Here is a 13312-nt window from a genome sequence, read left to right as displayed (position 1 = left end):
CATTATTTTTATAGAAAATGGCTTATTTTCCAATATTTCTATGGACGATTAAAATATACCAAAGGGGAGTATATTTGAAGTATCAAGATAGTCTAGTAAAAGCATTTGGCTTAAACCGTCTCTTTAATGGCGGCAAACTCATTCCAGGCTAGCGCAGCTAAAACCACGGCGCCACCATAAATCGTTGCATTCGCTGGCACTTCACCAGCACCGAGCCAAGCCCAAATCGGCCCCAGCAACACTTCCACCAAAGCCAACAAAGATACCTCGGGCGCAGACAGACTTCTGGTTGCACGAACCATCAACATGCATGGAAAACCTAATTGAAATACGCCTAACACGGCAAGTATTAATAAGTCATGTGCAGATGCCTGAAAAGGCAAGGCAAATGGCAGCATTGCCAGCGCAGAAATCACGCCACCAATCATGACTGCGGGCGCTAAATCCAGCGCGTGCCCACCCTTTTTCAACACGATTACGTTGACTGAGGCAGCTACTGGTATGCCCATCGCAATCAACATACCAGTCAACCCTCTACCATCGACTTGTGACATGCCGCCAGCGAACATCCAGACCATACCTGCCAATGCCACAGCGATGGCTAACCAGGTGCGCGTTAATATCTTTTGGCGGAGAAAAATCCAGGCGAAAAAGGCTGTCAACAACGGTGAAACACTCATGACAATCAACGTATTAGCCACGGTGGTCATGGTGAGGGCAATCATAAAACAACAAAACATGATGGCCCACATAATGCCAGAGACAAATCCAAAGCGACCAACGGATAATAGTTTTTTCAACGCACCGGTATTGTGCTGCACACTCATCGCCAGCACGACATAGATGGCAGCAAACAGGCTGCGCCAGAAGGTAACTTCAAAGCCACGTGCAACATCAAGATGCCGCGTCAGCACACCTGCGGTGCTCCACAATATAGCGACGCAGATCATTAAAAGCAAAGCAGTACGATGGCTGGGTTGATTGTGCATAGAATATTTTATTCAGCTCAAATGCAAATTAAAAATCTTGGTTAAATAAAAAAACCCGTTTAACTCGGACCACTGTGTGGAGGAGCAAAACGGGTTTCAATTCTATCTGGCGATCATGTTAATCGCCAGACAAGACTTTAATTACGCGTCGCGAGAAGCCTTTTTACGCTCGTGCTCTTTCAAATAACGCTTACGCAGACGAATGCTCTTAGGCGTGACTTCAACCAGCTCGTCATCCTCAATAAATTCAACTGCATATTCCAGACTCATCTGAATTGGCGGTACCAAACGTACCGCTTCATCCGTACCTGAGGAGCGCACGTTAGTTAATTGCTTACCTTTAATCGGATTCACAACCAGATCATTGTCACGGGAGTGAATACCGATAATCATGCCTTCGTACACCGGATCGTTGTGAACAACGAACATACGGCCGCGATCTTGTAATTTCCAGATTGCATAAGCGACGGCAGCGCCATCGTCTTGAGAAATCAACACACCATTGCGACGGCCTGCTAACTCACCTTTAGAATTATCAACTGGCGCGTATTCATCAAACACATGGCTCATCAAACCTGTACCGCGCGTCAATGTCATGAATTCGCCCTGGAAGCCGATCAGACCGCGTGCAGGAATACGATATTCGAGACGCACACGACCTTTGCCGTCCGGTTCCATGTTTTGCAAATCACCGCGACGACGACCGAGCTCTTCCATCACGCCGCCCTGGTTGTTTTCTTCAACATCCACGGTCAAGTTTTCATATGGCTCATGGCGCACGCCATCTACCATTTTGAATACGACACGTGGACGGGAAACGGAAAGTTCAAAACCTTCGCGACGCATATTTTCGATCAAAATCGTCAGATGCAATTCGCCGCGACCGGATACTTCATAAGTAGAGTCATCGTTTTCAGCTTGTACTACACGCAAAGCCATGTTGGCTTTCAATTCGCGATCCAAACGATCACGGATTTGACGCGTTGTAACGAATTTACCTTCGCGACCAGCCAATGGTGAGTTATTCACCATGAAGTTCATTGTCAAGGTTGGCTCATCCACCTTCAACATTGGCAAACCCAGCGGTGTATCTGGTGCGCAGATAGTAGAACCGATACTGATTTCTTCGATACCGTTAATCAACACGATGTCGCCAGCCAGTGCTTCGTCAACCAAAATACGATCCAGACCTTTAAATGTCAGAACCTGGTTGATGCGCGCTTTAGTTGGCTTGTCGTCTGGACCATTCATCCAAATAACGTCTTGTAGAGGCTTAACACGACCGCTCAAGATACGACCAACACCGATCTTACCAACGTAAGAGGAGTATTCCAAAGACGTGATCTGCAATTGCAAAGGACCATCTGGATCATCTTGACGCGCAGGAACGTGTTTTAGGATCGCCTCGAACAAGGGATCCATATTGCCTTCACGGATGTTATCTTCCAAACCTGCATAGCCTTTGAAGCCAGATGCGTAAATGATAGGGAAATCTAACTGCTCATCAGTTGCGCCAAGCTTGTCAAACAATTCAAATGTTGCATTGACCGCTTTCTGCGGATCTGCGTTTTCGCGATCGATCTTATTCACAACGACGATCGGCTTTAAACCCAACGCTAACGCTTTACGAGTCACAAAACGTGTTTGCGGCATCGGGCCTTCTTGCGCATCGACCAGCAACAAAACGCTGTCTACCATGGACAATACACGCTCAACTTCACCACCGAAATCGGCATGGCCTGGCGTATCAACGATATTGATATGCGTACCTTTGTACTCAACAGCGCAGTTCTTGGACAGAATCGTGATGCCACGCTCTTTTTCAATATCGTTAGAATCCATCACGCGGGCATCAACCTGTTGGTTGTCGCGGAAAGTACCGGACTGACGCAATAATTGGTCAACCAGTGTGGTTTTGCCGTGATCGACGTGAGCGATAATGGCGATGTTGCGGATAGCGCGTTTTGTATTTGACATGGTAGCGAGAAGATTTAGGGAAATTCAGATAACCCAAGATTATAACATGTTGTACTGCACAACATTTGGATAATAAGCAAAACTCCTATTATTTCAAGGAGTTACTACGTGTTAGTGACAAGAACTGATTACAACTAGAATCTTCTTAAATAATTTAAAGCCAGCGATAGATCACTGTAAATTACATCATCGTCGTTGCAATTAATCGTTCTGGCGCCAGAATGCTATATTCCTGCAATTGGGCAGAACCTAGCAATTGTTGATCTGAGGCACGATATACGCGAACACGACCAATTTGCGTAGGTAAGATGGTAGATTCTTTACCCAAAGCTAAACGTTGCCCCTGTAAAAATCGCTTTGCCAGTTCTTCCGTCAAATCAAGTCGAGGAAAGCTAGATAGCAAAGCATCTACGGGTGCCAATAAAGCTAATCGGTCAGTTTCTTCGATCTCGCCCAAAGCCTCAAGGGTTATCGATTTTTCCAAGATTAAGTGCCCGACCTCGGTACGTCGCAAAGCTTTTAGATGCGCCCCGCAAGATAATACTTTGCCGATGTCTTCACCCAATACCCGGATATAAGTTCCCTTACTACAACACACGTTGAGCGTCAAATACGGGGCTTCATAACTTACAAAATCAAGACTATGGATTGTTACTGGCCGCGCCTCTCGTTCCAAGGTTATGCCAGCGCGCGCGTACTCATACAGAGGTTTTCCATCACGCTTGAGGGCAGAATACATAGGAGGAGTTTGCAGAATATCTCCACGGAATTGCGCTAGAGCAGCATGGATTTGCTCTTCAGTCACATTGACTGACAAGCTTTCTACGATCTCGCCTTCCGTATCTCCGGTAGTAGTGCTAACTCCCAGGTGTACGATGGTTTGATATGTCTTATCTGCTTCCAATAAATCTTGAGAAAATTTGGTCGCCTCACCAAAACATAGCGGCAACAAACCCGTCGCAAACGGATCCAATGTACCGGTATGCCCCGCTTTTTGCGCATTAAATAGACGCTTTGCTTTAATCAGCGCGTCGTTGCTAGATAGTCCGACAGGTTTATCCAGCAATAAAACGCCGTGCACTGGCACGCGTACTCTCTTTTTTACCGGACTATTCATAAGACGTGAGGGAGGTTTTTATTGCACCATTGATCTATCAGTGCATGAGTGACAAAACAGGCAAAAGCAGTGAATATTAACATCGACAGTTAGGCGATCAGATATAGGAAAAAGTTCAATCCGAACTCGATACATTGAGTATGTATAAAGCAGAACTTTTATCTATAAATGACTAAGCCTAATGCCCATTGCAATTATGCTTCGCCGTCGTCTTTAGACCGCGTAGCATTGGCCTCATCGATTAACTTGGACATTGCGATACCGCGTATCGTGGAAGTGTCATGCAGAAAATGTAATTGTGGCAGAGTATGAATATGCAGGCGAAGACCTAATTGATTACGCAAAAATCCAGCCGCTTTAGACAAGGCCTCAATGGTACTTTTTACCGCTACCGGATCATCCGCTAAAGTAGTAAAAAATACTTTTGCATGTGCGTAATCAGGTGTCAGATGCACCTCTGTCAAAGTGATCATGCCGACACGCGGGTCTTTTAATTCTGACCAGATGATTTCTGCCAGATCGCGCTGTATCTGATCTGCGACACGCAGACCACGTCCGGGAATATTTTTGCTATGTTTTGCCATAAAACCTAATTAGTAAGGGTGGGCAAGCTATTCACGTTTTGCCATATCGGCTGTTCGCAAACATCAGTGCCCACCCTCTTATTTTTAAAACTATTAAAAACGCTTACAACACATTTGTCATTACAAAGTACGGGCAATTTCCTGAATTTCAAAGATTTCCAACTGATCGCCAACTTCGATCTCGTTGTAATTCTTCAGAGACAGTCCACACTCCATACCTGCACGAACTTCTTTTGCATCATCTTTGTAGCGCTTCAGAGAATCAAGTTCGCCAGTCCAGGTAACAACATTGTTGCGCAGCAAACGTACAGAAGAAGTGCGTTTGATCACACCATCGATGACCAAGCAACCAGCAATCGCGCCGACTTTGCTTACCAGGAAGACTTGTTTGACCTCGACCATACCAATAATGGTCTCACGCTTCTCTGGAGCCAACATGCCGGACAACGCTGCTTTAACTTCATCAACAGCATCATAAATGATGTTGTAGTAGCGAATATCAACACCGTTAGATTCGGCCAACTTACGGGCAGAAGCATCAGCACGCGTATTAAAGCCAATAATAACGGCCTTGGACGCTACCGCCAAATTCACGTCAGACTCTGAAATCCCACCAACTGCTGCATGTACAACTTGTACGCGAACTTCGTTGGTAGACAGTTTCTGCAATGATTGAACCAAAGCCTCTTGCGAACCTTGTACATCGGTCTTGACGATAATAGGCAGATTTTTGACTTCTCCCTCACCCATGTTTTCGAACATATTTTCGAGCTTGGCCGCTTGCTGTTTAGCCAGCTTAACGTCACGAAACTTGCCTTGACGGAACAGCGCGATTTCACGTGCTTTACGCTCGTCAGTCATGACCATGACTTCTTCACCAGCGACAGGCACTTCGGTCAAACCTTGAATTTCTACTGGAATCGAAGGACCGGCCTCAGAAATGTTTTTACCGTTTTCATCCAACATGGCACGTACGCGACCATAAGAAGAACCCGCCAGCACAACGTCACCACGCTTCAAAGTACCGGACTGAACCAAGATCGTTGCAACAGTACCGCGACCTTTATCCAGACGAGCCTCAACGACCAAACCTTTAGCCGGTGCATCTTTTGGCGCTTTTAATTCCAGAACTTCAGCTTGCAACAAAACTTGTTCGAGCAAAGCATCGATACCCAAACCAGTTTTTGCCGAAACCTGAACAAATGGAGAATCACCACCATACTCTTCTGGCACAACACTTTCAGCGATCAATTCTTGTGAGACGCGGTCAGGATTTGCTCCTGGCTTATCAATCTTATTGATAGCGACGACCAAAGGCACGCCAGCAGCTTTTGCATGGGCAATCGCTTCTTTAGTTTGTGGCATAACACCATCATCAGCTGCAACAACAAGAATAACGATATCTGTCGCTTTAGCACCGCGCGCGCGCATTGCTGTAAAAGCTTCATGACCCGGAGTATCAAGGAAAGTAATCATGCCACGCGGTGTTTCAACGTGGTAAGCGCCGATATGTTGGGTAATACCGCCAGCCTCGCCCGATGCCACTTTGGCACGACGAATGTAATCCAGCAAAGAAGTTTTACCGTGATCGACGTGGCCCATTACAGTCACTACAGGAGCACGCGAGGTTAACTCATATTCTTCGTGATCAGCCGTATCCGTCAACATTGCTTCTGGATCATCCAGTTTTGCAGCAAAAGCTTTGTGACCCATTTCTTCAACCAGAATCATGGCTGTTTCTTGATCCAGCACCTGATTGATAGTGCACATCTGACCCAATTTCATCAAATGCTTAATCACTTCAGAGGCTTTTACTGCCATCTTGTGTGCTAACTCTGCGACAGTGATGGTTTCTGGAACGTACACGTCTTTAACAATTGCCTCTACTGGCGCCTGGAAATTAGTATCGCGACCATCTTGCTGATGTGAACGACGTCCTTTTGGACCGCCCTTCCAACCATCACGCCCACCAGACGTATCACCACGAGTTTTAATACCAGCACCACGCTTTTTAGCGTCGTCTTGCCATGTGGAAGAAACATTAGCCGACTTAATGGATTTTTTATCCACCGCGACCACTGGTTTCTTCTCATCTTTTTTCTCAGTAGCTGGTTTCTTCTCTGCGATCTTCTTATCGGAAGGTTTGTGCAGTGTACCTTCGGCCACTTTAGGAGCAACCACAGGCTCAGGGGCTTTGGCAGGACGACGAGCAGCGCTCATCATTTCTTTAATTTGCGCAACCTCATCCGCTACTTTTTTACGAGCGATTTCTGTAACGGCAGCACGTTCTGCCGCTTCTTTTGCCTCTGTAACGATTTTCTTCTTCGCTTCATCAGCTGAATGACGTTTTTTATCATCATCTGAAGACGATACAACTGGAGCTGCTGCAGCTACAGGAGCGGCCTGCACAGAAACACTAGCGGCAGACGGCGTATGCACTACTTGTGCTTTCGCACTAGTGTTGAGTGCCGCAGCAGCGACTGCCGCTTGTTCTGCTCTCAACTTATCTGCTTCCACCTTAGCTGAATTAGCGGCAGCTAATTCAGCCTCGCGCAAAGCTTGAGCTTGCACTTCTTTTTCAGCTTCCAGCTTGGCAAGATGCTCTTGCTTTTGAATTAATTCTGCCTCTTGGCGCATAATCAATTCGGCTTCTTTGCGCGCTTCTTCCTCATGACGCGCAACATCTACCGGATCAACCACCATCGCTGCAGGGCCAGTCTGATCTTCTGCGGCAGCTTCATCACGCTTCACGAAAGTACGCTTTTTACGAACTTCAACTTGAATCGTACGCGACTTACCAGTTGCATCTGCTTGCTTAATTTCAGTCGTTTCTTTGCGGGTCAGCGTGATTTTTTTCTTATCTGCATCCGCAGCCACACCATGAGAGCGACGCAAATGCTCCAGCAATCGATCTTTATCTTCTTTTGACAGCGCGTCGGACGTCGAGCTTTTACTGACGCCTGCGGCACGCAATTGCGTTAGCAGCAAATCCGCTGACATTTTCAGCTCGGTGGCAAATTGGGCTACATTGTTACTCGCCATTCAGTCCTCTTTTTCTATGTGCGCCTGATAAAACGCTTAAATGATTATTAACTCGGAATTATTGTGCTTCTACGAGTTTCCATGCTGAAGCTAACAAAGCCTTGGCATGATCATCATATTTAGCGTCGATGAGCTTCATCTCATCATCAGTCACGTCTTCAAATGCATCTTTAATTAATTGGCGCGCACGTTCGGCTGACAGCGCCAAAATCGCTCCAAATTCGTCATACGCCAGACCACCAAAAGCCCGTAGTGTCTTAATGCCTGCTAAACCCAGCTTGCCGGCAGTTACACGGCTCATACCTTCTAGGTTGATCAAAGCATCCTCGACACCATCAACACCTTCTTCGGAAGCGATTGCCTCTGTAAGCAGTGCATCTCTAGCGCGGTTGCGCAACTCATTTACCGTATCTTCATCGAAGGCTTCAATTTCCAGCATTTCACTGATAGGTACGTAAGCTATTTCTTCCAAACTAGCGAAACCTTCATCAACCAAGATATCTGCAACCTCTTGGTCAACGTCTAGCTTCTCCATAAACAAAGCACGAACACCAGCAGTTTCTTGCTCGGCTTTACTAGCGGATTCTTCCGCCGTCATAATATTAATTTGCCAGCCAGTTAATTCAGCTGCCAAACGAACGTTTTGACCACTACGACCAATGGCAATCGCCAGATTTTCATCATCAACCACAACGTCCATACCATGCTTTTCTTCATCTACCATGATAGAAGAAACATTGGCAGGAGCAAGAGCACCGATAACAAATTGGGCTGGATCTTCCGACCAAAGCACGATATCAACACGTTCGCCGCCTAGCTCACCAGTTACTGCCTGAACGCGCGAACCACGCATACCAACACAGGTACCGATAGGATCAATACGTTTATCGCTGGTATAAACTGCGATTTTGGCGCGTATACCTGGATCACGTGCGGCAGATTTGATGACCAAAGAACCTTGCTCGATTTCTGGCACTTCCAGCTCGAACAGTTTCATAATGAATTCTGGTGCGGTCCGAGACAAAATAACTTGTGGGCCGCGCGCATTACGATCGATACGCAAAATATAAGCACGAACACGATCACCAACACGTAAATTCTCTTTAGGAATCATCTGATCTCGTGGCAAGCGTGCTTCAATCTTGCCAGACTCAACAACGGCCTCACCACGCTCCATGCGCTTGATCGTGCCAGTCACCAGGGAATCGCCGCGCTCAAGAAAATCAGCTAAAATTTGTTCACGCTCTGCGTCACGGATGCGTTGCAAAACAACTTGCTTAGTATCTTGCGCGAAACGACGACCCAACTCTACTGATTCAATCGGCTCTTCGATGTATTCATCGACTTCGATATCTTGATATTGCTCAACAGCCTCGAAATGCAAAATTTCCTGATCAGGTAATTGCAAGCCAGCATCATCAGGCACTACGCGCCAGCGGCGATAGGATTTGTATTCGCCTGTATCACGATCAATTTCTACGCGAATATCGACTTCACCTTCATAGCGCTTCTTTGTGGCCTGAGCCAAAGCATGCTCCAACGCAGCAAAAACGATATCTTCATCAACGTTTTTCTCACGCGCCAGCACATCAACCAATAATAAAACTTCGCGACTCATGCTTTGCGGCTCCTAAAATCTACTTGCGGCACCAAACGTGCCTTATCCAAATCGGCAAGCGTGAACTCCAGCATTGCCGCACCGTCTTTACCTTCAAATTCCAACTTCAGCTTGTCACCTTCAGGCTCATGCAAAACGCCTTCAAATGTTTTGCGATTCTGCGCACCAGGCATTGGCAAACGCAACTTAATAGTCGCTTTTTCACCAACAAACCTGACGAAATCAGTCAATTTCGTTAACGGCCTATCAAGACCAGGAGAAGAAACTTCCAACCTCTCGTAATTCATATTCTCAACAGTTAATACATGAGACAGTTGGTGGCTGACCTTCTCACAGTCTTCAACCGTGATATTGCCCTTCTCTGCGTCCGCCGGCAAAAAGTCAATATAAACTCGAAACAAGCCACGATCTGCCCGTTCAAAATCAACCAGATCGTATCCGGTGCCATTGACGGTCTTTTCTATCAATTCCAACAACTGCAAGAGTATTCTCCGAAAAATGCTTAATTTGCCCAGCAACAAACTGCTTCGCCAAAAAAAAATGGGCTACTGCCCATCGTTTTTACAACGCCCCATTATCCCAACCAATGGAGGCAAAATCTGCTAACTGCAAGATTATAAACGATTATTTACTCTATCGCAATGGACGAACAGAGCAAAAATAGGTGTATCACATAGCAAAAAGCAACATCAAACACCTTTAGAGCGTCTGCGAGCAGCAATCCCCTGACCTATAGCCTGACCACTTCCTCGCGCTGTACCACCACGTCGCTGCTGGCCAGCATCTGGAAATCCTAGCGCTGTCTGCATTGGATCTGGCTGACGACTACGCTTTTTACCTTCTGCGTCATTCCTCCCGGCACCTCCACTACTACGAGCGCTACCAAACTCAGGGCGCGGCGCGTTAAATCGACCTTGTGGCTTATCGAAAGGATTGACAGGACGACCCGGTGCCTTGTTACCATTTGGACGTGCCGCGAATTCTTTACCAGCGGGCTTATCACCACCGGCTTTTTCCAAGCCACTGATTTTCAGTAAGCTACGGACTGCATCTTCTTCCAGTTCATCCCACCGACCACGTTTTAAACCAGCGGGCAAAGTCATTACACCGTAACGAGTACGAATCAGACGCGACACCGTCAAACCTACAGCCTCAAACATACGACGCACCTCGCGATTACGCCCCTCACCGATGACAACGCGATACCACTTATTTACACCTTCGCCACCGCCATCCATAATTTTGGAGAATTGTGCTAAACCATCTTCAAGCTCGACACCAGCGAGCAGCTTTTGGCGCATTCCTTCTTCCAAGTCACCTAAAGTGCGCACAGCATATTCGCGCTCAATACCGTAACGTGGATGCATAAGCCGATTCGCCAAATCACCAGAGGTCGTGAATAACAACAAACCTTCCGTGTTGTAATCAAGACGCCCTACCGCCAGCCACTTACCGACCTTCATTTGCGGCAAACTGGCGAATACGGATTGACGCCCCTCCGGATCACTCATACTTACAATTTCACCCGCCGGCTTGTGGTAAACCAAGACACGAGGTGGTTTTTTACTAATTTTGCGTTGAATTGGTTTACCGTTAATCCGAACCTGATCAGTTGGAAGAATACGTTGACCGATATGTGCAGGCTCACCATTCACAGATACGCGTCCAGCAACAATCAAATCCTCCATATCACGACGTGAACCAAGGCCAGCCTCAGCCAGAACTTTATGCAATTTTGGAGCATCATCATCCGCAGTAAGATCACGTCTAACTACTTTACTTGCGCGCCCCCTACCTTTGTCTTGCCCAGCATCTGCAGCAACGTCGAATGCTTCCGATGTAACAAATGAAAAAACATCATCTGCACTGTTGGCGGCGGGACGACTTGCAGGACGAACACCACGCGCCTGACTTGGGTGACGACCTTTATATAATCCGCTACCGGAGCTATTTCCTGCACCACCATTAGGGCCAGCAGAGCGATTGCCAAATTGCTCTTCACGCGACGGGCGCGCTGCACGATTGCCGCTTTGCTCATCCCGTGGCGTGCGTGGTGCACGATTTTCGCTCTGCCCCTCGCGCGGCAGTCTTGCTGGACGCGGCTCACGCGAACCAGCATCAGTACGCTGTACTCGATCACCCTGTGGGCGAACTGCTCTTGGCTTTCGCTTTTCAACACCGATTTCAGCACCTGGCATATCAACTACGGCAGTCACAACGCCCTCAGCCGCACCACTGTCTGCCGCATCAGCTTTCGGCCGGGATCGGCGCATATTGCGCGGCCCACGCACACCGCGCTTTACTGGCTTTTGCGCATTATCATCACCACCTTCAGCAGATGCATTCGGCTTAATATCGTCTGGATTATTTGTATTCATTATTCTATTTAATTTAGGCTTGCGGGCGGGATCGATGACGCAGCATCTGGTTTAGTTTCTGATGCCAGCTCATGATTCGATGTTTCAACCGCCACATCTGAGCCTTGAGCAAAGTCGCTGTCAATATTACTTATTTCATTTTCTGGCTTGGATGTCAGCGCAGTATCAGCTACGGCGACTTCAGCCAGACTTTTTACTTCCTCTACAACACTAGCATCGCCAGCGCTGCTAACTTCATTTTCAATCTCGTGAGCCTTTGCCCCCACAGAAACAACCTCAGTTATTTCAATACCAGCCAAAGCAGATAACTCTTGCTCTGCAAACATACCGGTTCCGAGGGCATCCAATTCCGGCGTGCTCACATCAGATACATCGTCTTTTTTTACTTGCTGCAACGGAGGCAGTTGATCCAAGGAAGATAAACCCAAATCATCCAAAAATTGCTTGGTAGTCGCAAACAAACCCGGGCGCCCAGGCACATCGCGGTGGCCAATAGCTTCAATCCAACCACGATCCTCTAAAGTTTTAATCATCTGAGAAGCAACCGTGACACCGCGTATTTCCTCAATATCTCCGCGAGTAACTGGCTGTCTGTACGCAATAATGGCAAGCGTTTCCAAGGTGGCACGTGAATATTTTGGCGGCTTTTCAGGATTCAACCTGTCGATATAAGCACGCATTTCTGGACGGCTTTGGAAGCGCCATCCGGTCGACAATCCGACTAACTCAATACCTTTATCAGACCAATCAACACGCAAATCTTCCAGCATGGATTTAATGGTGTCGGCACCAACAATTTCGCTTGATTCATCACTATCCTGAAACAGCTTTCTCATCTTATTGACGGTAAGCGGCTCATGCGCACATAGCAAGGCGGTTTCGAGGACTCGCTTGGCCTCAGCAGTATTCATGCAAACTCTTTAGCACATTGATTGGTTGATCTAATTAAGTATAGAACGGCACTGAAAGAACTTCTTCAGCCAAAACCGATTCTGTAATTTTGCTGCACTTTAGGGCAGCGCATGCCATCTAGGCGGATACTTACTGTCTGACATCAACCAAAGTCAACACATTTGGTTATGCATTCTTTATGTTAATTTACTCATCAACTAAATCGACAATCGCTGAACAATTGCCGCTTGTTTGAGCGTAGCGCAGTTGATTAGAATTTCATCAATTGCGCTGATATCGGATTGTAGTCCAGAAATTCCGCACAAATCAAAAAATAATTACTGAGCCAATAAAAAAGCCACGTTGATACGTGGCTTTTTTATTTAATTCTGGTTGCGGGGGCAGGATTTGAACCTACGACCTTCGGGTTATGAGCCCAAAACTAGAGGGGCTTAAAACAAGAATATTCAATAAAATCAACGGCATGCCATACCCTGACTTACCGCATTATACCGGAATTTACCCACTCAAGTGCAGCAAATTTGCAGCAGAAATTTCGCCGCCCGCCAGATCAAAGTAAATCCTGGTAACTGGTGCCTATACGTTTAGCAGTCATGTGACTGCTAACAACGAAACCATTCCCATGGAAGCACTTCTTTCCCCTAAAACCTTAGCAGCAGCACTAGGCATTGCCGAACAAACGATTTATAACCGTC

The 13312-nt window shown here is 46.9% G+C and carries 9 protein-coding genes; all 9 read right to left on the bottom strand.

The genetic code is table 11. The features are described 5' to 3' along the window. Positions 1 to 110: 110 nt before the first annotated feature. Complete coding sequence (locus AAKU64_RS12380; protein ID WP_354332221.1) at positions 111 to 989, bottom strand: DMT family transporter; 879 nt, start codon at positions 987 to 989, stop codon at positions 111 to 113. A gap of 141 nt (positions 990 to 1130) precedes the next feature. Further along, positions 1131 to 2966, bottom strand: coding sequence for a translational GTPase TypA (gene typA, locus AAKU64_RS12375; RefSeq protein WP_322119609.1), 1836 nt, complete (start codon positions 2964 to 2966; stop codon positions 1131 to 1133). Positions 2967 to 3147: 181 nt separating this feature from the next. Further along, entirely contained in the window at positions 3148 to 4083 is a 936-nt protein-coding gene (gene truB / locus AAKU64_RS12370) for a tRNA pseudouridine(55) synthase TruB (protein ID WP_354332223.1), read from the bottom strand. A 194-nt stretch (positions 4084 to 4277) separates the two neighbouring features. Then, positions 4278 to 4667, bottom strand: a complete 390-nt coding sequence (gene rbfA, locus AAKU64_RS12365) for a 30S ribosome-binding factor RbfA (protein ID WP_322119611.1) — start codon at positions 4665 to 4667, stop codon at positions 4278 to 4280. A 120-nt stretch (positions 4668 to 4787) separates the two neighbouring features. After that, a complete protein-coding gene (gene infB / locus AAKU64_RS12360) occupies positions 4788 to 7709 on the bottom strand; it encodes a translation initiation factor IF-2 (RefSeq protein ID WP_354332225.1) in 2922 nt (973 codons plus the stop codon). 58 nt (positions 7710 to 7767) lie between these two features. Beyond that, on the bottom strand, positions 7768 to 9327 hold the full coding sequence (nusA, locus tag AAKU64_RS12355; RefSeq protein WP_354332227.1) for a transcription termination factor NusA: 1560 nt from the start codon (positions 9325 to 9327) through the stop codon (positions 7768 to 7770). Beyond that, positions 9324 to 9809, bottom strand: a complete 486-nt coding sequence (gene rimP / locus AAKU64_RS12350; RefSeq protein ID WP_354332237.1) for a ribosome maturation factor RimP — start codon at positions 9807 to 9809, stop codon at positions 9324 to 9326. The genes nusA and rimP overlap by 4 nt, the downstream gene beginning before the upstream one ends. 207 nt (positions 9810 to 10016) lie before the next feature. After that, positions 10017 to 11705 carry a pseudouridine synthase gene (locus AAKU64_RS12345; RefSeq protein WP_354332229.1) on the bottom strand — a complete coding sequence of 563 codons (1689 nt, stop codon included), beginning with the start codon at positions 11703 to 11705 and terminating at the stop codon, positions 10017 to 10019. 8 nt (positions 11706 to 11713) lie between these two features. After that, positions 11714 to 12616 carry an SMC-Scp complex subunit ScpB gene (scpB, locus tag AAKU64_RS12340; RefSeq protein ID WP_354362198.1) on the bottom strand — a complete coding sequence of 301 codons (903 nt, stop codon included), beginning with the start codon at positions 12614 to 12616 and terminating at the stop codon, positions 11714 to 11716. Positions 12617 to 13312 lie beyond the last annotated feature (696 nt).

Source organism: Undibacterium sp. GrIS 1.8 (assembly GCF_040544445.1).
GTDB lineage: Bacteria > Pseudomonadota > Gammaproteobacteria > Burkholderiales > Burkholderiaceae_D > Undibacterium.
This window is presented reverse-complemented; position numbering and strand designations above follow the sequence as displayed.

What these genes read in the sequence shown, in the direction of transcription:
- AAKU64_RS12380 (WP_354332221.1), bottom strand. Translation starts at nt 989, where the DNA reads ATGCACAATCAACCCAGCCATCGTACTGCTTTGCTTTTAATGATCTGC.
- typA (WP_322119609.1), bottom strand. Translation starts at nt 2,966, where the DNA reads ATGTCAAATACAAAACGCGCTATCCGCAACATCGCCATTATCGCTCAC.
- truB (WP_354332223.1), bottom strand. Translation starts at nt 4,083, where the DNA reads ATGAATAGTCCGGTAAAAAAGAGAGTACGCGTGCCAGTGCACGGCGTT.
- rbfA (WP_322119611.1), bottom strand. Translation starts at nt 4,667, where the DNA reads ATGGCAAAACATAGCAAAAATATTCCCGGACGTGGTCTGCGTGTCGCA.
- infB (WP_354332225.1), bottom strand. Translation starts at nt 7,709, where the DNA reads ATGGCGAGTAACAATGTAGCCCAATTTGCCACCGAGCTGAAAATGTCA.
- nusA (WP_354332227.1), bottom strand. Translation starts at nt 9,327, where the DNA reads ATGAGTCGCGAAGTTTTATTATTGGTTGATGTGCTGGCGCGTGAGAAA.
- AAKU64_RS12345 (WP_354332229.1), bottom strand. Translation starts at nt 11,705, where the DNA reads ATGAATACAAATAATCCAGACGATATTAAGCCGAATGCATCTGCTGAA.
- scpB (WP_354362198.1), bottom strand. Translation starts at nt 12,616, where the DNA reads ATGAATACTGCTGAGGCCAAGCGAGTCCTCGAAACCGCCTTGCTATGT.